The following is a 23,234-nucleotide window of genomic DNA, read 5'->3' as shown; positions in this document are numbered from 1 at the left end:
GCAGGAATGGCGCTATTCTGGTGCATACCCTGGAGTATACCCATACCAATAAAGGATTACCCCTAAATTGCCAACGGAGTAGGGGGCAAGAGGTGGGCGTTGCAGGGAATCGTCAGTGCCGTGAAAAACCACGTCTTTTTTACCGAATTAGCCTACTCACTAAGGATAACACCTTTTTTTGTGCCGCAAATCCTCCCACTTTTCCTTTGATTTATATCAACTTACCGCCGCCCTAAAACCCTAATGTTTGCAGCATCATTCGAGAATCAGAGGTGTCTATGAGTCACTCATCCGCTCCCGAAAGGGAAAATGGTGCCGTTATTACTGACTGGCGTCCAGAGGATCCGGCGTTCTGGCAACAGCGCGGCCATCGTGTAGCAAGCCGAAATCTGTGGATTTCCGTGCCGTGTTTGTTATTAGCGTTTTGCGTATGGATGTTGTTTAGCGCGGTGGCAGTAAACCTGCCTAAAGTCGGCTTTACGTTCACGACCGATCAGCTGTTTATGCTGACCGCGCTGCCGTCGCTGTCAGGCGCGTTGCTGCGCGTCCCTTACGCGTTTATGGTGCCGGTCTTTGGCGGCCGTCGCTGGACGGCATTCAGTACGGGCATCATGATCGTCCCCTGCGTGTGGCTGGGCTTCGCGGTGCAGGATACCTCCACGCCGTTCAGCGTGTTCGTGATTATCTCCCTGCTGTGCGGCTTTGCCGGGGCGAACTTCGCCTCCAGCATGGCCAACATCAGCTTCTTCTTCCCGAAAGCGAAGCAGGGCGGCGCGCTGGGGATTAACGGCGGTCTGGGCAATATGGGCGTGAGCGTGATGCAGCTGATCGCTCCCCTGGCGATCTCGGTCTCGATTTTTGCAGCCTTTGGCGGCGCTGGCGTTGAGCAGGCGGACGGTTCTTCCCTCTATCTGCAAAACGCAGCCTGGATCTGGGTGCCGTTCCTCGTGGTCTTCACCCTCGCAGCCTGGTTCTTTATGAATGACCTGTCCGCGTCGAAGGCGTCGCTGAGCGAACAGCTGCCGGTGCTGAAGCGTGGACACCTCTGGGTGATGGCGCTGCTGTATCTGGCGACCTTCGGTTCGTTTATCGGCTTCTCGGCGGGCTTCGCGATGCTGTCGAAAACGCAATTCCCGGACGTGCAGATCCTGCAATTCGCCTTCTTCGGCCCATTTATTGGCGCCCTTGCTCGCTCGCTGGGTGGCATGGTGTCTGACCGTCTGGGCGGTACCCGGGTGACGCTGGTTAACTTCGTCGTGATGGCGGTCTTCTGTGCGTTGCTGTTCCTCACGCTGCCGGCCGACGGACAGGGCGGTAACTTCATCGCCTTCTTCGGCGTGTTTATGGTGCTGTTCCTGACGGCCGGGCTGGGGAGCGCGTCCACCTTCCAGATGATCTCCGTGATCTTCCGTAAGCTGACCATGGACCGCGTAAAAGCGCAGGGCGGAAGCGAAGAGCAGGCCATGCGCGAAGCGGCGACGGATACGGCTGCGGCGCTGGGCTTTATCTCCGCCATCGGCGCGATTGGCGGCTTCTTTATCCCGAAAGCGTTCGGTATCTCTCTGGACCTGACCGGCTCTCCGGCCGGTGCCATGAAAGTCTTCCTCGTCTTCTATATCGCCTGCGTCGTGATTACGTGGCTGGTATATGGCCGTAATACCAAGAAAAATAAGTAAGTATGATTATCCGTTTACGCGGCCTTCGGGCCGCGTTTTTTTTTGGCGTCAAAATAGTTACAACATACTGGTTGGCATGCAGAGGAAATCCACAGCCAGCACTGTGATCGCCATCGCTTTACAGGGCGCTCTACCCCTTAATACCTGTGAGGTTGAATTTTGCCTGGCGGTTTGTACGATAAATTAAAAATAACGATATATTTCATATGGATATGAAATTTTAAATGATACCGCTTTGGTGGTATTCGGTGTAACCCCTCGCCTGAAAGTCCCTCGTCGTCTTGATCGTTATCAATTCTCCCCCTCTTTCAGGGCGTTACCTTCGCTGCAAATCAGCAATGTCGATTTAGAGAGCCACAGGCTCCACACAGGAGATACCCGATGAGCAAATTTTTGGACCGGTTTCGCTACTTCAAGCAGAAGGGCGAAACGTTTGCCGATGGGCACGGCCAGGTTCTGGATACCAACCGGGACTGGGAAGACGGTTACCGCCAGCGCTGGCAACATGACAAAGTCGTCCGTTCGACCCACGGCGTGAACTGCACCGGCTCATGTAGCTGGAAGATTTTCGTTAAGAACGGTCTGGTGACCTGGGAAATGCAGCAGACCGACTACCCGCGCACCCGCCCGGATATGCCGAACCACGAACCGCGCGGCTGCCCGCGTGGCGCCAGCTACTCCTGGTATCTCTACAGCGCGAACCGTCTGAAATACCCCCTGATGCGCAAGCGCCTGATGAAAATGTGGCGTGAAGCGAAAGTGCAGCACAGCGATCCGGTGGATGCCTGGGCCTCTATCATTGAAGACGCGGATAAAGCGAAAAGCTTCAAGCAGGCTCGCGGCCGCGGCGGCTTTGTACGTTCCTCCTGGAAAGAGGTGAACGAGCTGATTGCCGCCTCCAACGTCTACACCGTGAAAACCTACGGTCCAGACCGCGTGGCGGGCTTCTCGCCGATCCCGGCGATGTCGATGGTCTCTTATGCCTCCGGCGCGCGCTATCTCTCCTTAATCGGCGGTACCTGCCTGAGCTTCTACGACTGGTACTGCGACCTGCCGCCGGCGTCTCCGCAGACCTGGGGCGAGCAGACCGACGTGCCGGAATCCGCGGACTGGTACAACTCCAGCTACATCATCGCCTGGGGCTCTAACGTGCCGCAGACCCGTACGCCGGACGCACACTTCTTTACCGAAGTCCGTTACAAAGGCACCAAAACGGTGGCGGTGACCCCAGACTATGCGGAAATCGCTAAGCTTTGCGATCTGTGGCTGGCACCGAAGCAGGGTACCGATGCGGCGATGGCGATGGCAATGGGCCACGTCATGCTGCGCGAGTTCCATCTGGATAAACCAAGCCAGTACTTCACCGACTACGTCCGTCGCTACACCGACATGCCGATGCTGGTGATGCTGGAAGAGCGTGACGGGTACTACGCAGCAGGCCGTACGCTGCGCGCCGCCGATCTGGTGGACGCGCTGGGCCAGGAAAATAACCCAGAGTGGAAAACCGTTGCCTATAACAGCAACGGCGAGCTGGTGGCGCCAAACGGCTCTATCGGCTTCCGCTGGGGCGAGAAGGGCAAGTGGAACCTTGAGCAGCGTAACGGCACGACCGGTGAAGAGACGGAACTGCGCCTGAGCATGCTGGGTAGCCAGGACGAGATCGCCGAGGTGGGCTTCCCGTACTTCGGCGGTGAAGGTTCCGAGCACTTCAACAAGGTTGAACTGAAAAACGTACTGATGCACAAGCTGCCGGTAAAACGCCTGCAGCTGGCCGACGGGTCTACCGCGCTGGTCACCACCGTTTATGACCTGACTATGGCGAACTACGGCCTGGAACGCGGCCTGGGCGATGAAAACTGCGCCACCGGCTATGACGACGTGAAAGCCTACACCCCGGCATGGGCAGAGCAGATCACCGGCGTTCCACGTGCGCAGATCGTGCGTATCGCCCGCGAATTCGCGGAAAATGCCGACAAAACCCATGGTCGTTCAATGATCATCGTCGGTGCGGGTCTGAACCACTGGTATCACCTCGATATGAACTACCGTGGCCTGATCAACATGCTGATCTTCTGTGGCTGCGTTGGACAGAGCGGCGGCGGCTGGGCGCACTATGTGGGCCAGGAAAAACTGCGTCCGCAGACCGGCTGGCAGCCGCTGGCGTTTGCCCTCGACTGGCAGCGTCCGGCACGCCACATGAACAGCACCTCCTACTTCTATAACCACTCCAGCCAGTGGCGCTACGAGACGGTCACCGCGCAGGAGCTGCTGTCGCCGATGGCGGATAAATCCCGCTACAGCGGCCATCTGATTGACTTCAACGTGCGCGCCGAGCGCATGGGCTGGCTGCCGTCTGCGCCGCAGCTGGGCACTAACCCGCTGCGCATCGCGGAAGCGGCGAAGAAAGCGGGCATGTCACCGGTGGATTACACCGTGAAATCGCTGAAGGATGGCTCAATCCGCTTCGCGGCGGAACAGCCGGAGAACGGTAAAAACCACCCGCGTAATCTGTTTATCTGGCGCTCCAACCTGCTGGGCTCGTCCGGTAAAGGCCACGAGTACATGCTGAAATACCTGCTTGGTACCGAAAACGGTATCCAGGGTAAAGATCTCGGCAAGCAGGGCGGCGTGAAGCCGGAAGAGGTGGAGTGGAAAGACAACGGTCTCGACGGCAAGCTGGATCTGGTGGTCACCCTCGACTTCCGCCTGTCCAGTACCTGTCTGTACTCCGACATCGTGCTGCCTACCGCCACCTGGTACGAAAAAGACGACATGAATACCTCGGATATGCATCCGTTTATTCATCCGCTGTCTGCGGCCGTTGACCCGGCGTGGGAATCGAAAAGCGACTGGGAGATCTACAAAGACATCGCGAAGACCTTCTCCGAAGTCTGCGTGGGGCACCTCGGCAAAGAGACCGACGTGGTGACGCTGCCCATCCAGCACGACTCTGCCGCCGAACTGGCGCAGCCGCTGGACGTGAAGGACTGGAAAAAAGGCGAATGCGACCTGATCCCGGGCGTGACCGCACCGCACATCATTCCGGTTGAGCGTGACTACCCGGCAACGTACGAGCGCTTTACCTCTATCGGCCCGCTGATGGAGAAAATCGGGAATGGCGGCAAAGGGATCGCCTGGAACACCCAGAGCGAAATGGACCTGCTGCGCAAGCTCAACTACACCAAAGCGGACGGTCCGGCGAAAGGCCAGCCAATGCTGAACACGGCAATTGATGCGGCAGAGATGATCCTGACCCTGGCACCGGAAACCAACGGCCACGTGGCGGTGAAGGCCTGGGCAGCGCTGAGCGAGTTCACCGGTCGTGACCATACGCACCTGGCGACGAATAAAGAGGAAGAGAAAATCCGCTTCCGCGATATTCAGGCCCAGCCGCGCAAGATTATCTCCAGCCCGACCTGGTCAGGCCTGGAAGACGAGCATGTGTCCTATAACGCCGGCTACACCAACGTTCACGAGCTGATCCCATGGCGCACCCTGTCCGGCCGCCAGTCGTTGTATCAGGATCACCAGTGGATGCGCGACTTCGGTGAAAGCCTGCTGGTGTACCGTCCGCCAATCGACACCCGCTCCGTGAAAGCGGTGATGGGCGCGAAATCGAACGGTAACCCGGAGAAGGCGCTGAACTTCCTGACGCCGCACCAGAAGTGGGGGATCCACTCCACCTACAGCGACAACCTGCTGATGCTGACCCTGTCGCGCGGCGGTCCGATTGTCTGGATGAGCGAAACGGATGCCAAAGATCTGGGTATTGAAGATAACGACTGGATCGAAGTGTTCAACAGCAACGGTGCCCTGACGGCGCGTGCGGTGGTGAGCCAGCGCGTACCGGCTGGGATGACCATGATGTACCACGCGCAGGAACGTATCGTTAACCTGCCGGGTTCAGAGATCACCGAGCAGCGCGGCGGGATCCACAACTCCGTGACCCGCATTACGCCGAAGCCGACCCACATGATCGGTGGCTATGCTCAGCTGGCCTACGGCTTTAACTACTACGGCACCGTAGGATCGAACCGCGATGAGTTCGTGGTGGTACGTAAGATGAAGAATATTAACTGGTTAGACGGCGAAGGTAATGACCAGGTACAGGAGAGCGTAAAATGAAAATTCGTTCACAAGTCGGCATGGTGCTGAATCTGGATAAATGCATCGGCTGCCATACCTGCTCGGTCACCTGTAAAAACGTCTGGACCAGCCGTGAAGGGATGGAATACGCCTGGTTCAACAACGTGGAAAGCAAGCCGGGCACCGGCTTCCCGACCGACTGGGAAAACCAGGAGAAGTGGAAGGGCGGCTGGATCCGCAAAATCAACGGCAAGCTGCAGCCGCGCATGGGTAACCGTGCGATGTTGCTGGGAAAAATCTTCGCTAACCCGCATCTGCCGGGCATCGATGATTACTACGAGCCGTTTGATTACGACTACCAGAACCTGCACAACGCGCCGGAAGGCAAACACCAGCCGATCGCCCGTCCTCGTTCGCTGATCACCGGTCAGCGCATGGACAAAATTACCAGCGGTCCAAACTGGGAAGAGATTCTGGGCGGCGAGTTCGAGAAACGCGCCAAAGACCAGAATTTCGAGAATATGCAGAAGGCGATGTACGGCCAGTTCGAAAACACCTTCATGATGTATCTGCCGCGCCTGTGCGAGCACTGCCTTAACCCGGCGTGCGTGGCGACCTGCCCGAGCGGCGCCATCTACAAGCGTGAAGAAGATGGCATCGTGCTGATCGATCAGGACAAATGCCGCGGCTGGCGTATGTGCATCACCGGCTGCCCGTACAAAAAGATCTACTTCAACTGGAAGAGCGGCAAGTCTGAGAAGTGCATCTTCTGCTACCCGCGTATCGAAGCCGGTATGCCGACCGTCTGTTCCGAAAGCTGCGTAGGCCGTATTCGCTACCTCGGCGTGCTGCTGTACGACGCGGACGCGATTGAAAACGCAGCGAGCACCGAGAACGAGAAGGATCTGTATCAGCGTCAGCTGGACGTGTTCCTCGATCCGAACGATCCGAAGGTCATTGAGCAGGCGCTGAAGGACGGCATTCCGCAGAGCGTGATTGACGCCGCGCAGCAGTCTCCGGTGTACAAGATGGCGATGGACTGGAAGCTGGCCCTGCCGCTGCATCCGGAATACCGCACGCTGCCGATGGTCTGGTACGTGCCGCCCCTGTCGCCGATTCAGTCTGCCGCTGACGCGGGCGAGCTGGGCAGCAACGGCATTCTGCCGGACGTGGAAAGCCTGCGCATTCCGGTGCAGTACCTGGCAAACCTGCTGACCGCAGGGGATACCCAACCGGTCCTGCTGGCGCTGAAACGAATGCTGGCGATGCGCCACTTCAAGCGTGCCGAAACCGTGGACGGCGTGACCGATACCCGCGCGCTGGAAGAGGTTGGTCTGACCGAAGCGCAGGCGCAGGAGATGTACCGCTATCTGGCGATTGCCAACTACGAAGACCGTTTCGTGGTGCCGAGCAGCCACCGTGAGCTGGCCCGCGAAGCCTTCCCGGAGAAAAACGGCTGTGGTTTTAGCTTCGGCGACGGTTGCCACGGGTCAGACAGCAAATTCAACCTGTTCAACAGCCGCCGCATCGACGCCATGGATGTGACCAGTAAAACGGAGCCGCACTCATGATTGAACTTGTCATTGTTTCTCGACTGCTTGAGTACCCGGATGCGGCGCTAGCGCAGCATCAGCAGGAACTCTTTGATGCACTCGCGTCTTCAGAAAACCTGGATAAAGAGGATGCCCAGAAGCTTGGCGTTTTCCTCCGTGACCTGTTAGCGCGCGACCTTCTGGACGCGCAGGCGGACTACAGCCAGCTGTTTGACCGTGGACGTGCAACGTCCCTGCTGTTGTTTGAACACGTTCACGGTGAATCCCGCGACCGCGGTCAGGCGATGGTGGATCTGATGGCCCAGTACGAACGGCACGGCCTGCAGCTCGACAGCCGCGAGCTGCCGGACCATCTGCCGCTCTATCTGGAGTATCTGGCGCAGTTGCCGAAAGAGGAGGCGCTGGGTGGTCTGCAGGACATCGCGCCGATCCTGGCGCTGCTCGGCGCGCGTCTTCAGCAGCGTGAGAGCCGCTATGCGGTGCTGTTCGATCTTCTGGTGAAGCTGGCCAACGCCGCGGTCGACAGTGAAAAAGTGGCGGAGAAAATCGCCGATGAAGCCCGTGACGATACGCCACAGGCACTGGATGCGGTATGGGAAGAAGAGCAGGTGAAATTCTTTGCTGACCAGAACTGCGGGGAATCCGAAATCTCAGCGCATCAGCGTCGTTTTGCCGGTGCCGTGGCCCCGCAATATTTGAATATCTCTAACGGAGGACGGCACTAATGCACTTCCTGAATATGTTCTTCTTTGACATTTACCCGTATATCGCGGGCACCGTGTTCCTGGTGGGAAGCTGGCTGCGTTATGACTACGGCCAGTACACCTGGCGTGCCGCCTCCAGCCAGATGCTGGATCGCAAAGGGATGCATGTGGGCTCTAACCTGTTCCACATCGGTATTCTGGGCATTTTTGCCGGTCACTTCCTCGGGATGCTGACGCCACACTGGATGTATGAAGCGTGGCTACCGATTGAGGTGAAGCAGAAGATGGCGATGATCGCCGGCGGTGCCTGCGGGGTGATGACCTTAGTCGGTGGCCTGCTGCTGCTGAAACGTCGTCTGTTCAGCCCACGCGTGCGTGCTACCACGACCGCTGCGGACATCCTGATCCTCTCCCTGCTGATGGTGCAGTGCGCGCTGGGTCTGTTGACCATTCCGTTCTCGGCGCAGCATATGGACGGCAGTGAAATGATGAAGCTGGTGGGCTGGGCGCAGTCCGTGGTGACCTTCCACGGCGGAGCGTCTGCGCACCTGGACGGCGTAGCGTTTATCTTCCGTGTTCACCTGGTGCTGGGGATGACGCTGTTTGTGCTGTTCCCGTTCTCCCGCCTGGTGCATATCTGGAGCGCGCCGGTGGAGTACCTGACGCGCAAATACCAGATAGTACGCGCCCGTCGCTAATTTGCCGTTTTGATACCAACCCCGCACTCGCGGGGTTTTTTTTCGCCCCAGCCCAGGTTGTTACCCGCGGCAGCAAACAGGATAAACGCGCCACCCGCCAGCTGCGTCAGGCTCAGCGCATGTCCGAACAGCAGATTATCAACCACAATTGCTACCACCGGATAGATAAACGACAGGGAGCCGGTAATGGGCGTCGGCAGCTTCTGAATCGCGCTGTAGAGCAACTGGTACATAATGCCGGTATGGACAATGCCCAGCGTGAGCAGGATCGGCCAGGGGAAATCACCGGAAAATGACGGCAGGCTGGCAAACGGCAAAAGCATCACGACGCCCGTCAGTACCTGGATAAAGGCGATATGCTGCGGTGCGATGGATTTCAGCTTGCGGGCAATCATGGCCGTTAGCGCGTAGAAGAAGGCCGCGGCCATGGCCAGACCGATTCCGGCGAGCCATTCACCGCCATGCGCGCCGGTCAGCTCGCTGGAGAGCAGTATCACCACGCCGCCAAAGGCGAGAAACAGCCAGCCCCATTTCACCAGGCTGACGCGTTCCCCTAAAAACATCCCCATCAAGACCAGCATAAACGGCTGGGTGTTATAGACCACGGTCGAAAGGCCAATCGAGATCCGCTCATAGGCTGCGAAGAGCAGCAGCCAGTTCACCACGAGCGCCACGCCGCCGAGAATAGCCAGCAGCAGCGTGGTGCGGGTGAGGGGACTAAAGGGCTTTTGACTGACCCGGATAAAAATAAAAAGCGCCATAGCCCCGATAAGACAGCGCCAGAACACCACTTCCGTCACCGGCAGACCGGAGAGCAAAACAAACGCGCCGATAGAGCCGGAAATTAACATCGCCAGGCTCATTTGCCAGACGCCTTTATGTAAATCACGCATCACCCACCTCCTGATTAATGACGCTATTGTCGAAAATCGCTGTCGGGTTTTACAGGGGTGATATAAGGTTGAAAAGGTAAATGACTTTTTAAAATTAGGTGAAAAGAATGGAATGCCTTATCGATGATATCGACCGACAAATTTTAGCCTGTCTGGTTGAGGATGCGCGCATGTCGTTGAAGGTGCTCAGCGGCCGCATCGGTCTGACGTCCCCCAGCACGGCAGAACGCCTGAAGAGGCTGGAAGAGCGCGGTGTGATCCAGGGTTATGGTGCACGGGTGAATCTGGCGGCGCTGGGGTATACGCTGCAGGCGCTGGTACGGGTTCGCCCCTTACCGGGTCTGTTGCATAAGGTGGATAAGTACATTCAGGCGATGCCGGAGTGTATTGAGAGCGACAAAGTGACCGGGGAAGATTGCTTTGTGATTAGGCTGGTGGTGCGATCGATAGAGCAACTGGATGCGCTGCTGGACGGTCTGGCAGAGCATGCTCAGTGTAATACGTCGATTGTGAAGAGTTCGCCGGTCAGGCGTCGTTTGCCGCCAATGTAGCCATTTTTCGCCGGGTGACGGCTGCGCCTTACCCGGCCTACAAAGGCGGACTTGGTTTTTTTATGTTGGGGAAGTGATGGTGGTGGGGGAAGGATTCGAACCTTCGAAGTCGATGACGGCAGATTTACAGTCTGCTCCCTTTGGCCGCTCGGGAACCCCACCAGGGGTAATTCAAATTTTGAGGTCGTGCTGAGAGATGGTGGTGGGGGAAGGATTCGAACCTTCGAAGTCGATGACGGCAGATTTACAGTCTGCTCCCTTTGGCCGCTCGGGAACCCCACCACGGGGTAATGCTTTTTACTGGCCTGCTTCCTGCTGGAAGCGGGGCGCATCATATCAAATGAGACGCCCCTGTAAAGCATTCCTTTAGGGAAACGAAGTTGTTTGCCTGCTTTTTATCCGTAAAGGCGCAAAGCTAATCAATTCATTTTCCGAAAGATTAAAGAATGATGGTTCTGTTACCGTAAACGAAGACTCGCTGAGCCAGCACCTGATACAGCGCGCGGCTTAACACATTCTTCTCAACGTCACGGCCTGCGCGCATCATGTCCTCAGCGGTGTAGGTGTGATCCACATGAATCACGTCCTGCATGATGATGGGACCTTCGTCCAGGTTGTCATTCACGTAATGGGCTGTCGCGCCGATGATCTTCACGCCGCGCTCGTAGGCCTGGTGGTATGGACGCGCGCCAATAAAGGCCGGCAGGAACGAGTGGTGGATGTTGATAATCTTGTTCGGGAAACGCGCCACGAAAGATGGCGTTAACACGCGCATGTATTTCGCCAGCACCACATAGTCCGGGTTATGCGCTTCAATGGCCTGCGCCATCAAATCGTCGTGCTCTTCACGGGTATGACCTTCATGGCTGACCAGCTCGAACGGAATATCAAAGCGCTCGACCAGCGTACGCAGCGTCTCGTGGTTGCCAATCACGGCAGCAATTTCAACGTCCAGACCGCCGTAGTTGGCCTTCATCAGCAGGTCACCCAGGCAATGTGCTTCTTTGGTCACCAGGATCACGATGCGGCGTCGGCCCGCAGGGGTCAGCTCGCGTACGGAGCCTTCCGGAAGCGCGCTGTCCAGATCGGCCAGCAGCGTGGTGTCGTTGAAAATACCTTCCAGTTCGGTACGCATGAAGAAGCGGCCGGTACGGTGGTCAACGAACTCGTTGTTCTGCACGATATTCAGTTCATGTTTGTAGCAAATGTTGGTAATTCGTGCGATCAGCCCTTTTTGATCGGGACAGATGGTGCGCAGAACTTTACGTTGTAATGATTGCATCGCCGGGAAATCCTGTTTGTATTTGCGAAGTCTGGGTTGTCAGGCATTACTGCCCGCAACACTTTTTAAATTTTTTACCTGAACCACACGGGCAGGGATCGTTACGACCAAACTGTGGGCGCGTTCCGTCAATATAATACCATTGCCCGCTTTCCTTTAAGAACCGGGAACGCTCGATAATGGCACCCGGTTTATTATTCTCGGTAAAACGGGCAACAAAGCTGACGTAACCTTCATCCACATGACTGCCTGGAGAGGACTCATAGACGGTGAGGCCGAGCCACTGCGTGTTCGCAAACCCGGCTTCGATGTCCTGTTTGAAATCGGCTGCGCGGCAGGATGGATGCCAGGTTTTAATCAGATAGTCTGCGTCTTTGATCACAAAAGCAGTGTACCGTGAACGCATAAGGTGTGACGGGTCTGGTGCAACCTGATCGCCAGAAAGATATCGCTGGCAACATAGGCTATACTCCAGAGCGCTACCACAAGGGCAGAGTTGAGACACGATTCTCTTCCTGGAACAAAATATAAAGGCGTAAAACGCTTCGGGTAGCACTATGTTAACTGAGGCGTTGCGTTGACGCTATGTCAGGAATCCAGGGGAAGTAAAACAGGACTAATGAGAAAGGTTAAAATTGGGCTGGCGCTGGGTTCAGGTGCCGCCCGGGGATGGTCGCACATCGGCGTGATTAATGCCTTAAATCAGATGGGCATTACCGTCGATATTGTTGCAGGGTGTTCAATCGGATCGCTTGTCGGCTCCGCTTACGCGTGCGGGAAGCTTCCGGAGCTCGAGACATGGGTGCGCTCCTTCAGCTACTGGGACGTGCTGCGTCTGATGGACCTCTCCTGGCAGCGTGGTGGACTGCTGCGCGGCGAACGCGTCTTTAACCAGTTCCGCCAGGTCATGCCTCTCGAAGACTTCACTGATTGTCAGATGCCTTTCGGCGCCGTCGCGACAAACCTCAGCACAGGACGCGAGCTCTGGCTCACCGAAGGCGATATCCATCTTGCCGTGCGTGCCTCCTGCAGTATGCCGGGACTCATGGCGCCTGTCCCACACAACGGTTACTGGCTTGTTGATGGTGGCGTCGTTAACCCGGTTCCGATCTCTCTGACGCGTGCTATGGGGGCGGACATTGTGATTGCCGTCGACTTGCAGCACGATGCCCACCTGATGCAACAGGATCTCATGCCGGTCAATCTCCAGAGCGAAGATGCTGAGGGCGAGAAACTGGCCTGGCATGAACGCCTGCGCGGAAGAATCGGGCGTCTGGCCGCGCGTCGTTCGGTTGCCGCGCCGACGGCGATTGAAATCATGACCACGTCAATTCAGGTTCTCGAGAACCGCCTTAAACGTAACCGTATGGCAGGCGATCCTCCGGATATTCTTATTCAGCCGTACTGTCCGCAAATCTCTACCCTTGATTTCCATCGGGCTGAGGCCGCCATCGCAGCGGGCTCGTTAGCCGTCGAAAAGAAAATGGACGAATTGTTGCCTTTTGTGCAGACCGCACGTTAAGCACCTTTTTTTGACTACTTCAGCAAAATCTGACAGGCGATAGTGCCGATCGCATGCCACTATTTAGTTACTGTCAGCCAGGGGAGGAACCATGACGCAGCCATTGGCCGGAAAACACATTTTGATTGTTGAAGACGAGCCCGTTTTCCGATCGCTACTGGATTCGTGGTTATCCTCGCTGGGCGCAATGACGTCACTGGCTGAAGATGGCATCGACGCCCTGGAAAAAATGATCAGCATTACGCCCGATTTGATGATTTGCGACATTGCGATGCCGCGCATGAATGGACTAAAGCTGGTTGAACATCTGCGTAACGAAGGCAATCAGACGCCGATTCTGGTGATCTCTGCCACCGAGAACATGGCGGACATCGCAAAAGCATTACGTCTTGGGGTACAGGATATCCTGCTTAAGCCGGTCAAAGATTTGCATCGGCTGCGAGAAACGGTCCTGGCGTGCCTTTATCCGAATATGTTTAATTCCCGGGTAGAGGAAGAGGAGCGTCTTTTCCAGGACTGGGACGCTTTGGTGAGTAATCCGCCTGCCGCGGCGAAACTGTTGCAAGAACTCCAGCCACCCGTCCAGCAAACTATTTCACATTGTCGCGTAAATTATCGGCAGCTGGTGGCCGCTGACCAGCCAGGACTGGTGCTGGATATTGCGCCACTGTCAGATTCCGACCTTGCGTTTTATTCTCTGGATGTCACCCGGGCGGGGGATAACGGTGTATTAGCGGCGTTACTTCTTCGTGCGCTATTTAATGGTTTGTTGCAGGAACAGTTATCCCATCAGGGACAACGGTTGCCTGAGTTAGGCAGTTTACTCAAACAGGTAAACCAGCTTTTTCGTCAGGCCAATCTGCCTGGACAGTTCCCGCTATTGGTTGGCTATTACCATAGCGGTTTAAAAAATCTGATCCTCGTTTCAGCCGGTCTCAATGCATCACTGAATACCGGTGAACACCATATTCAGGTGAGTAACGGTGTACCGCTTGGGACGTTGGGAACGGCGTATCTTAATCAAATTAGCCACCGCTGTTCCTCGTGGCAGTGCCAAATTTGGGGCGCCGGAGGACGGTTACGCTTAATGTTGTCCACGGAATAAGCAATTGGATCGTCATTTTAAGATTGCTTTACCTGTGTTTTACGGGGAGTGCTACTATCGCTGCCCGGTTTCATGCGTATTTATCCTAATTGATCGGCAACGCGTTCTTTTCAGACCCGGACTGCGGGGCGAGACTGATATACTCAACGCGTTATTTATTGCATAAAAGTTCAAAACTTGAACAGCTCAGGAGAATTTGAATGGCTGCCCTAAATTCGAAAGTCAGAAAGGCCGTTATCCCGGTAGCGGGATTGGGGACCAGGATGTTACCAGCAACTAAGGCGATTCCTAAAGAGATGCTGCCTCTGGTTGATAAGCCATTAATCCAGTATGTCGTGAATGAATGTATCGCAGCCGGCATCACTGAAATTGTGCTGGTTACGCATTCATCTAAAAACTCTATCGAAAACCATTTCGATACAAGCTTTGAACTTGAAGCCATGCTGGAAAAACGTGTTAAGCGTCAGCTGTTAGAAGAAGTTCAGTCTATTTGCCCTCCACACGTCACCATTATGCAGGTTCGTCAGGGGCTGGCTAAAGGTCTGGGCCACGCTGTTATGTGCGCGCACCCTGTCGTGGGTGATGAGCCTGTAGCGGTAATTCTGCCTGACGTTATTCTGGACGAATACGAATCCGATCTTTCTCAGGATAACCTGGCTGAAATGATCAAACGTTTCGACGAAACCGGCAGCAGCCAGATTATGGTTGAGCCTGTTGAAGACGTAACGGCATACGGTGTGGTTGACTGCAAAGGCGTTAACCTGGAGCCGGGTGAGAGTGTGCCAATGGTGGGCGTCGTAGAGAAGCCTAAAGCCGATGTCGCGCCTTCAAACCTTGCTGTTGTAGGTCGCTATGTCCTGAGTGCTGAAATCTGGCCTCTGCTGGCTAAAACGCCTCCAGGAGCGGGTGATGAGATCCAGCTGACGGATGCCATCGATATGCTGATCGAGAAAGAGACCGTTGAGGCCTACCATATGAAAGGTAAGAGCCATGACTGCGGTAATAAGCTCGGTTATATGCAGGCGTTTGTTGAATATGGTATCCGTCACAATACCCTTGGCGAAGAATTTAAAACCTGGCTCAAAGAGAGCGTAGGTATTAAGAAATAAGCCACGGTTGTAAATGTTCGAAACCGGTGAGGCGTTGCCCACCGGTTTTTTTATGCCCATAACACTCCCGAAAACCTGTCTGAAAGTACAGTCGATGAAATTGCTAAATAATGCTTTATGACAGAGTGTAAGAGGATGTTTGTGACAAATTTAGGTTAAAAAAAATCCCGCAATATGCGGGATTTTTCTGAATGAGGCTCGATTAATCCTTGATCAGGAAGTCGTCCAGCTGTTTACCCTGCTCATCCATCGCTTTCTTGATAACAGCAGGAGTACGACCCTGGCCAGTCCAGGTTTTAGTTTCGCCGTTCTCATCAACGTAGCTATATTTAGCAGGACGGGCAGCACGCTTAGCTTTAGTACCGGTTTTAGCGGCAGCCATGCTGTTCAGCAATTCATTTGGATCGATACCATCAGCAATCAGCATTTCACGATATTGCTGCAGTTTACGAGTACGTTCTTCGATTTCAGCCGCAGCAGCGCTTTCTTCTTCGCGACGTTCATTAACTACAACTTCTAATTTTTCCAGCATTTCTTCAAGCGTTTCGAGGGTACATTCTCTTGCCTGCGCACGAAGAGTACGGATGTTGTTCAGAATTTTAAGTGCTTCGCTCATTGTAGTAATCTCAAACTTATAATGGGGGGTGGTTTGTTGACCTAATAATAGAGCCATAAATTCAGATGTGCAATAGCCAGGAATGTAAGGAATTCAAAAAATACTAAATAATGCCGCTATTATTAATTACGCTAACTTAAATTCCACCACCCAGCTGTCTCGGTTGTTATCACCGGAACCTGCTTAACCCGGTCGATTGCGTCTTTTTTTTGTGACATTTCCCGCAGGAATTATAGTTGCGGCGGAGAAATATCAGCCTTTTGTATTAGTTCTCACCCCTGGTGTTAAGCCTGAAATAGTTAATAAATAGTGAATTTTAAAGGGCCGGGATTCCACTATAAAAAGAAGTGTTATGTTTGGCTTAACTTATAACATATTGGCGTGGCTGAATGGGTTTACTTCATGTTTTAGCGGGTTATTTTCAGAAACAGAAGGTACTGAACGCGGCACTGAACCGCATCCTCTGTGCGCTGCATCGCTGATGACCGGACAAAATATGGTACAATGACTCATCGGGAATATTACACATTGATTAGGGTTTTACGGCCAATGGCACAACTTTATTTCTACTATTCGGCAATGAATGCCGGGAAATCCACCGCGCTGCTGCAATCCTCGTACAATTACCAGGAACGCGGGATGCGTACCGTTGTTTATACGGCTGAAATTGACGATCGCTTTGGCGCAGGGAAGGTGAGCTCCAGAATAGGGCTCTCGTCGCCTGCCAGGCTGTTTAACCCGAAAACCGATCTGTTTGAAGACATTCGTGCAGAACATGCGGCACAGCCCATTCACTGCGTACTGGTCGATGAGAGCCAGTTTCTGACGCGTGAACAGGTCCATGCCCTGTCAGAGGTGGTCGATGAGCTTGATATCCCCGTGCTCTGTTACGGCCTGCGTACGGATTTCCGCGGGGAGCTTTTTGAAGGGAGCCAGTATTTGCTCGCCTGGTCGGATAAACTTGTCGAACTGAAAACGATCTGCTTCTGCGGTCGTAAAGCGAGCATGGTGCTTCGTCTCGACCAGTCCGGGAAACCTTATGCAGATGGCGAGCAGGTGGTGATAGGCGGTAATGAACGCTATGTTTCGGTCTGCCGTAAGCATTATAAAGAAGCGTTGTCTGTAGGCTCGCTGACGGCGATTCAGCACGACAACAGAAAATAATGTCAGTCTTATTATTCAGACATAAAAAAACCCGCCATTAAGGCGGGTTTTTCATCTGCTGCTGTCAATTAAGCGCTTTTCTTCGCTTTCTTGTCAGCTTTGATGACTGGGGCTTCTGTTTTCACAGCGGCAACGTCACCTTCTTTGAACTCACGACCGTAGTAGGTATCCAGCAGAATCTGTTTCAGCTCGGAGATCAGTGGGTAGCGCGGGTTAGCACCAGTACACTGGTCATCAAATGCATCTTCAGACAGTTTGTCTACGTGAGCGAGGAAGTCAGCTTCCTGTACGCCCGCTTCACGGATTGATTTAGGAATACCCAGTTCAGCCTTCAGGCTTTCCAGCCATGCCAGCAGTTTCTCAATCTTCGCAGCAGTGCGGTCGCCCGGTGCGCTCAGACCAAGGTGGTCAGCGATTTCAGCATAGCGACGACGGGCTTGTGGACGGTCGTACTGGCTGAAAGCCGTCTGCTTGGTTGGGTTGTCGTTAGCGTTATAACGGATAACGTTGCTGATCAACAGGGCGTTCGCCAGACCGTGAGGAATGTGGAACTGTGAGCCCAGTTTGTGCGCCATTGAGTGGCAAACACCCAGGAAGGCGTTGGCAAACGCGATACCGGCGATGGTTGCTGCACTGTGGACACGTTCACGTGCTACAGGGTTTTTAGAGCCTTCGTTGTAAGACGCTGGCAGGTTTTCCTTCAGCAGTTTGAGAGCCTGCAGGGCCTGACCGTCTGAGAACTCAGACGCCAGCACAGAAACGTAAGCTTCCAGGGCGTGAGTCACCGCATCCAGACCACCGAATGCACACAGTGACTTCGGCATCTCCATGACCAGGTTCGCATCAACGATGGCCATGTCTGGCGTCAGCGCATAGTCAGCCAGTGGGTATTTCTGACCTGTTGCATCGTCGGTTACTACCGCGAATGGCGTAACTTCTGAACCGGTACCGGAAGTGGTGGTGACCGCGATCATTTTCGCTTTTACGCCCATTTTCGGGAACTTGTAGATACGTTTACGGATGTCCATAAAGCGCAGCGCCAGTTCTTCGAAGTGCGTTTCTGGATGCTCGTACATAACCCACATGATTTTCGCGGCGTCCATTGGGGAACCACCACCCAGTGCGATAATCACATCTGGTTTGAAGGAGTTAGCCAGTTCAGCACCTTTACGTACAACGCTCAGGGTTGGGTCAGCTTCAACTTCGAAGAATACTTCAGTTTCGACGCCAGCCGCTTTCAGCACGGAGGTGATCTGGTCAGCGTAGCCGTTGTTAAACAGGAAACGGTCAGTCACGATGAGCGCACGTTTGTGGCCATCAGTAATCACTTCATCCAGCGCGATTGGCAGAGAGCCACGGCGGAAGTAGATAGATTTCGGAAGTTTGTGCCACAACATGTTTTCAGCTCGCTTAGCAACGGTTTTCTTGTTGATCAGGTGTTTTGGACCAACGTTTTCAGAGATGGAGTTACCACCCCAGGAACCACAACCCAGAGTCAGGGAAGGTGCGAGTTTAAAGTTGTACAGGTCACCGATACCACCCTGAGAAGCAGGGGTGTTGATCAGGATACGCGCAGTTTTCATCATCTGACCGAAGTGAGCAACACGCTCTGGCTGGTTGTCCTGGTCAGTGTACAGACAAGAGGTGTGACCGATACCGCCCATGGCAACCAGCTTCTCTGCTTTCTCAACCGCGTCTTCGAAATCTTTCGCACGGTACATGGCAAGCGTAGGAGACAGTTTTTCGTGAGCAAACGGCTCGCTTTCGTCAACAACTTTCACTTCACCGATCAGGATTTTGGTTGTTGCCGGAACGGTAAAGCCTGCGAGTTCAGCAATTTTGTAGGCTGGTTGACCCACGATAGCGGCGTTCAGCGCGCCATTTTTCAGGATGATGTCCTGAACTGCTTTCAGCTCTTTGCCCTGCAGCAGGTAGCCGCCGTGGCTGGCGAAACGTTCGCGAACCGCGTCATATACGGAATCTACGACCACAACAGACTGTTCAGATGCACAGATCACGCCGTTATCGAAAGTTTTAGACATCAGCACAGACGCGACAGCACGTTTGATATCAGCGGTTTCATCGATAACAACAGGGGTGTTACCCGCGCCCACGCCGATAGCAGGTTTACCGGAGCTGTATGCGGCTTTAACCATGCCTGGACCACCGGTCGCCAGAATCAGGTTAATGTCCGGGTGATGCATCAGCGCGTTGGAGAGCTCAACAGAAGGTTGGTCGATCCAGCCGATCAGGTCTTTTGGTGCACCCGCAGCGATAGCCGCTTGCAGGACGATATCTGCAGCTTTGTTAGTCGCGTCTTTCGCACGTGGGTGTGGAGAGAAGATGATTGCGTTACGGGTCTTCAGGCTAATCAGTGATTTGAAGATTGCAGTAGACGTTGGGTTAGTGGTCGGAACAATACCGCAGATGATGCCGATAGGTTCAGCGATGGTGATGGTACCGAAGGTGTCGTCTTCGGACAGCACGCCACAGGTTTTCTCATCTTTATAGGCGTTGTAGATATACTCGGAAGCGAAGTGGTTTTTAATCACTTTATCTTCCACGATACCCATGCCGGATTCGGCAACGGCCATTTTAGCGAGAGGGATTCGAGCATCTGCAGCAGCCAGTGCGGCCGCGCGGAAGATTTTATCAACCTGTTCTTGGGTGAAATTGGCATATTCACGCTGGGCTTTTTTAACGCGCTCGACGAGGGCGTTCAGTTCAGCGATATTAGTAACAGCCATAATGCTCTCCTGATAATGTTTAAACTCTTTTAGTAAACCAGCGCTCGATACGTCACACAGTATAGACAGAGCCGATACGACTTGCGTAACACAAAGTAAAACAAAGAGTTACTTTCTGCGTCAGCACACTAATTTACTAAAAGAGCCTTACCTTAGCATCATCCCTTTTTGTCAGGTGACCTCCCTGGGGGTGTAACCAAGATTACTCACTTCTGAGTACGAAAATCATGATCTGTGTCAATTTTCCCCCAAGCTGATACCTTTCAGCAGGGTTATTTCGTGCTGATTTTTCCAGTGTTAAATAATTACGTAAGTATTGGAAGCGGCGCTATCATTGATTATACATATGTTTAACATCCTGAAATGATAACGTTTTGGTACAGATTTCAAGTGAAGTATGCTGATAAAAAGGGTATCTTCAGCGCGATTTCTCACGACAAATTGTCAGTCCAGGGCATGTGTATAAGCGGAGCAAAACGTGATCCAAACGCTCTTTGATTTTCCAACGTATTTTAAATTTTTTATTGGTTTGTTTGCCCTGGTCAACCCGGTGGGGATCATTCCTGTCTTCATTAGTATGACGAGTTACCAGACAGCGGCGGCCAGGAACAAAACCAACCTCACCGCTAACCTGTCGGTAGCGATCATATTGTTGACCTCTCTTTTTCTCGGCGACACGATTCTTCAGCTGTTCGGGATTTCCATTGATTCTTTCCGTATTGCCGGCGGGATCCTGGTGGTGACCATCGCCATGTCCATGATCAGCGGTAAGCTGGGCGAGGATAAGCAGAATAAACAAGAGAAGTCAGAAACCGCTATTCGCGAAAGCATTGGCGTAGTGCCGCTGGCCTTACCGCTGATGGCCGGTCCGGGTGCCATCAGTTCAACCATCGTCTGGGGGACGCGTTACCATAGCCTGATGCACCTGATTGGCTTTTCAGTGGCTATTGCCATTTTTGCGCTCTGCTGTTGGGGTGTGTTCCGCATGGCACCCTGGCTGGTGCGCTTGCTGGGTCAAACGGGCATCAACGTCATTACGCGTATCATGGGCCTGTTGCTGATGGCATTAGGGATCGAATTCATCGTCACGGGTATTAAAAGCATTTTCCCCGGTTTATTGCATTAATACTTCATATGAAAGGACGGAGCGACGGCTCCGTTTTTTTACGTGATTATCAGCAAATCATATAACTAAAGTTGAAATGCTCACATATCATAATAAATTCTACTAATAATGTTCATTGCTTGTATTTCAATAGGTTATTAATTCCGCCTCAACCCGCCTGCACAGAAAATCTTCGATCGCTCTGTTATTTTACTCACATGATACTCTTGGGCTTGCTGAGAGATAACCGAAATGATATTAGTAATTTCAACATTCCCCTAGACGAATGTGCTAAATAATAACCAGTTGTTAAATTTTTGTACAAAGTCACTCGATGATAGCGCAGCGACGCGCTTGTAGAGAAAATTTTCTCTATCCTGTTGAATGTCATGTTGTTTTACTGATATTCGATGTCTGGCAGGGCTGCCCTCAACGATACGGTACTCACCGTAAAAGAGAATTGCTTAACAAATTTGCAAAATGTATTGGCGCACGTTTACGCCATTTGATACTTTCCGGCCTAATATTTTGCAGCATAAAACAATCAGATGAGAATTATTTTCATATAGTTCTCTTCTCAGATATCCAGCGCAGGCCTCAAACAGGGGAGGCCTGTAAAGAATCGACGCAAGACGGCCATACGAGCGGTCAGTAATAAAAAAGTCGGTGATAGCAAGCAGTAAAAGAAGAACCTGACAGCAGCAAAAAAAACTCCTGCGCTGTACAGGCCCCAACAGGGGATTACACAGCTGGCGAAGGCCAGTCATTATAATGAGTGGAGTACCAACACAATGTCCATCATCACAAAAAAAAATCTGGTAGCGGCGGGGATTTTAACTGCGCTAATCGCGGGAAACGCTGCAATGGCTGCGGACGTTCCTGCAGGTGTTCAGCTGGCGGAGAAGCAGACGCTGGTGCGTAACAACGGTGCGGAAGTTCAGTCTCTCGACCCGCACAAAATTGAAGGTGTTCCTGAGTCTAACGTCAACCGCGACCTGTTCGAAGGTCTGCTGGTAACGGACGTAGACGGCCACCCGGCACCGGGCGTGGCAGAAAAATGGGAAAACAAAGATTTCAAAGTCTGGACCTTCCATCTGCGTAAAGATGCGAAATGGTCCGACGGTACGCCGGTGACGGCTGAAGATTTCGTTTATAGCTGGCAGCGTCTGGCGAATCCAACGACCGCCTCTCCGTATGCGAGCTACCTGCAATATGGCCATATTGCCAATATTGATGACATCATCGCGGGCAAAAAACCGATCACCGATCTGGGCGTTAAGGCGATCGATGCCAATACCTTCGAAGTCACGTTGAGCGAACCTGTTCCGTACTTCTATAAGCTGCTGGTTCACCCGTCTGTCTCCCCGGTACCAAAATCCGCCGTGGAAAAATTTGGTGAAAAATGGACCCAGCCTGCCAATATCGTGACCAACGGTGCCTATAAGCTGAAAGACTGGGTGGTCAACGAGCGTATGGTGCTTGAGCGTAACCCGCAATACTGGGACAACGCGAAAACCGTTATTAATCAGGTTACCTACCTGCCAATTTCGTCCGAAGTGACTGACGTTAACCGCTACCGCAGCGGCGAAATCGACATGACCTATAACAACATGCCGATTGAACTGTTCCAGAAACTGAAGAAAGAGATCCCTAAAGAAGTTCACGTCGACCCGTACCTGTGCACCTACTACTATGAAATCAACAACCAGAAAGCACCGTTCACCGACGTACGCGTTCGTACGGCGCTGAAGCTGGCACTGGATCGCGATATCATCGTGAACAAAGTGAAAAACCAGGGCGATCTGCCGGCATACAGCTATACCCCTCCATACACCGATGGCGCAAAACTGACCGAGCCAGACTGGTTCAAACAGACGCAGGAACAGCGTAACGCAGAAGCGAAGAAACTGCTGGCCGAAGCGGGCTATACCGCGGATAAGCCGCTGACCTTTAGCCTGCTGTACAACACCTCCGATCTGCACAAAAAACTGGCTATCGCCGTTGCCTCGATCTGGAAAAAGAACCTGGGCGCGAACGTGAAGCTGGAGAATCAGGAGTGGAAGACCTTCCTCGACAGCCGTCATCAGGGCACCTTTGACGTGGCGCGTGCTGGCTGGTGTGCGGACTATAACGAACCGACCTCCTTCCTGAACACCATGCTGAGTGACAGCTCAAACAACACCGCGCACTATAAGAGCCCGGCGTTTGACAAGCTGATCGCCGACACGCTGAAAACCACTGACGAAGCACAGCGTACTGAACTGTACTCTAAAGCTGAGCAGCAGCTGGATAAAGATTCCGCGATCGTTCCGGTTTACTACTACGTTAACGCCCGTCTGGTGAAGCCGTGGGTAGGTGGATATACCGGTAAAGACCCGATGGATAATATCTACGTTAAAAACTTGTATATTATCAAGCATTAA

General features: G+C 53.4%; 17 protein-coding genes and 2 tRNA genes. 12 read left to right on the top strand and 7 right to left on the bottom strand.

All coding sequences use genetic code 11. The features are described 5' to 3' along the window. The first annotated feature begins 278 nt into the window (after positions 1 to 278). From LJA86_RS08930 to narI, 5 genes are all read left to right on the top strand, one after another. Complete coding sequence (locus LJA86_RS08930) at positions 279 to 1,676, top strand: NarK family nitrate/nitrite MFS transporter (RefSeq protein ID WP_196352995.1); 1,398 nt, start codon at positions 279 to 281, stop codon at positions 1,674 to 1,676. A 381-nt stretch (positions 1,677 to 2,057) separates the two neighbouring features. After that, entirely contained in the window at positions 2,058 to 5,801 is a 3,744-nt protein-coding gene (locus LJA86_RS08925; RefSeq protein WP_196352994.1) for a nitrate reductase subunit alpha, read from the top strand. Beyond that, a complete protein-coding gene (narH, locus tag LJA86_RS08920; RefSeq protein ID WP_063621892.1) occupies positions 5,798 to 7,333 on the top strand; it encodes a nitrate reductase subunit beta in 1,536 nt (511 codons plus the stop codon). Before LJA86_RS08925 ends, narH begins: the two co-directional genes overlap by 4 nt. Next, the gene (gene narJ / locus LJA86_RS08915) at positions 7,330 to 8,040 is read left to right on the top strand and encodes a nitrate reductase molybdenum cofactor assembly chaperone (protein WP_167211144.1); all 711 of its coding nucleotides are present in this window, start codon (positions 7,330 to 7,332) and stop codon (positions 8,038 to 8,040) included. The genes narH and narJ overlap by 4 nt, the downstream gene beginning before the upstream one ends. Continuing rightward, positions 8,040 to 8,717: a respiratory nitrate reductase subunit gamma gene (narI, locus tag LJA86_RS08910; RefSeq protein ID WP_023312107.1), complete on the top strand. Its 678-nt coding sequence runs from the start codon at positions 8,040 to 8,042 to the stop codon at positions 8,715 to 8,717. The genes narJ and narI overlap by 1 nt, the downstream gene beginning before the upstream one ends. Here the strand turns inward: narI and LJA86_RS08905 are convergent. Beyond that, entirely contained in the window at positions 8,714 to 9,610 is an 897-nt protein-coding gene (locus LJA86_RS08905) for a DMT family transporter (protein WP_229226031.1), read from the bottom strand. The genes narI and LJA86_RS08905 overlap by 4 nt on opposite strands. Positions 9,611 to 9,717: 107 nt before the next feature. Between LJA86_RS08905 and LJA86_RS08900 the strand changes: the two genes are divergently transcribed. Continuing rightward, positions 9,718 to 10,161 (top strand): Lrp/AsnC family transcriptional regulator, encoded by a 444-nt coding sequence (locus LJA86_RS08900; protein ID WP_021240337.1) that lies wholly within the window; start codon positions 9,718 to 9,720, stop codon positions 10,159 to 10,161. A 77-nt stretch (positions 10,162 to 10,238) separates the two neighbouring features. Here the strand turns inward: LJA86_RS08900 and LJA86_RS08895 are convergent. The 4 genes from LJA86_RS08895 to LJA86_RS08880 form a co-directional block, all read right to left on the bottom strand. Then, positions 10,239 to 10,323, bottom strand: a tRNA-Tyr gene (locus LJA86_RS08895). Between the two features lie 35 nt (positions 10,324 to 10,358). Next, positions 10,359 to 10,443 (bottom strand) — tRNA-Tyr (locus tag LJA86_RS08890). A gap of 157 nt (positions 10,444 to 10,600) precedes the next feature. Further along, positions 10,601 to 11,443, bottom strand: coding sequence for a formyltetrahydrofolate deformylase (gene purU / locus LJA86_RS08885; RefSeq protein WP_023312104.1), 843 nt, complete (start codon positions 11,441 to 11,443; stop codon positions 10,601 to 10,603). A 46-nt stretch (positions 11,444 to 11,489) separates the two neighbouring features. Beyond that, on the bottom strand, positions 11,490 to 11,948 hold the full coding sequence (locus tag LJA86_RS08880) for a YchJ family protein (protein ID WP_045908969.1): 459 nt from the start codon (positions 11,946 to 11,948) through the stop codon (positions 11,490 to 11,492). 114 nt (positions 11,949 to 12,062) lie between these two features. Here LJA86_RS08880 and rssA point away from each other — a divergent pair, with 114 nt between their 5' ends. The 3 genes from rssA (at position 12,063) to galU (ending at position 15,179) form a co-directional block, all read left to right on the top strand. Next, positions 12,063 to 12,965 carry a patatin-like phospholipase RssA gene (gene rssA / locus LJA86_RS08875; protein ID WP_045908968.1) on the top strand — a complete coding sequence of 301 codons (903 nt, stop codon included), beginning with the start codon at positions 12,063 to 12,065 and terminating at the stop codon, positions 12,963 to 12,965. Positions 12,966 to 13,056: 91 nt separating this feature from the next. Continuing rightward, a complete protein-coding gene (gene rssB, locus LJA86_RS08870; protein ID WP_032647605.1) occupies positions 13,057 to 14,070 on the top strand; it encodes a two-component system response regulator RssB in 1,014 nt (337 codons plus the stop codon). A gap of 200 nt (positions 14,071 to 14,270) precedes the next feature. Then, positions 14,271 to 15,179 carry a UTP--glucose-1-phosphate uridylyltransferase GalU gene (galU, locus tag LJA86_RS08865; protein WP_008502780.1) on the top strand — a complete coding sequence of 303 codons (909 nt, stop codon included), beginning with the start codon at positions 14,271 to 14,273 and terminating at the stop codon, positions 15,177 to 15,179. Positions 15,180 to 15,381: 202 nt separating this feature from the next. Here galU and hns read toward each other — a convergent pair whose 3' ends face one another. After that, entirely contained in the window at positions 15,382 to 15,795 is a 414-nt protein-coding gene (hns, locus tag LJA86_RS08860; protein WP_008502781.1) for a histone-like nucleoid-structuring protein H-NS, read from the bottom strand. A 549-nt stretch (positions 15,796 to 16,344) separates the two neighbouring features. On the opposite strand from hns, the gene tdk reads away from it, so the two are divergent. Next, positions 16,345 to 16,959 (top strand): thymidine kinase, encoded by a 615-nt coding sequence (tdk, locus tag LJA86_RS08855; protein WP_021240332.1) that lies wholly within the window; start codon positions 16,345 to 16,347, stop codon positions 16,957 to 16,959. Positions 16,960 to 17,027: 68 nt separating this feature from the next. Here the strand turns inward: tdk and adhE are convergent, their stop codons facing one another. After that, entirely contained in the window at positions 17,028 to 19,706 is a 2,679-nt protein-coding gene (gene adhE / locus LJA86_RS08850) for a bifunctional acetaldehyde-CoA/alcohol dehydrogenase (protein ID WP_028013432.1), read from the bottom strand. 478 nt (positions 19,707 to 20,184) lie between these two features. On the opposite strand from adhE, the gene LJA86_RS08845 reads away from it, so the two are divergent. Next, positions 20,185 to 20,832, top strand: coding sequence for a YchE family NAAT transporter (locus tag LJA86_RS08845; protein WP_008502784.1), 648 nt, complete (start codon positions 20,185 to 20,187; stop codon positions 20,830 to 20,832). A gap of 770 nt (positions 20,833 to 21,602) precedes the next feature. Next, a complete protein-coding gene (oppA, locus tag LJA86_RS08840; RefSeq protein ID WP_008502785.1) occupies positions 21,603 to 23,234 on the top strand; it encodes an oligopeptide ABC transporter substrate-binding protein OppA in 1,632 nt (543 codons plus the stop codon).

Source organism: Enterobacter sp. TCD1-1 (assembly GCF_020567405.1).
In the GTDB taxonomy this organism is placed as follows: Bacteria; Pseudomonadota; Gammaproteobacteria; order Enterobacterales; family Enterobacteriaceae; genus Enterobacter; species Enterobacter quasiroggenkampii.
The sequence above is the reverse complement of the archived record's forward strand: the minus strand, read 5'-3'. Positions and strand labels throughout refer to the sequence as shown.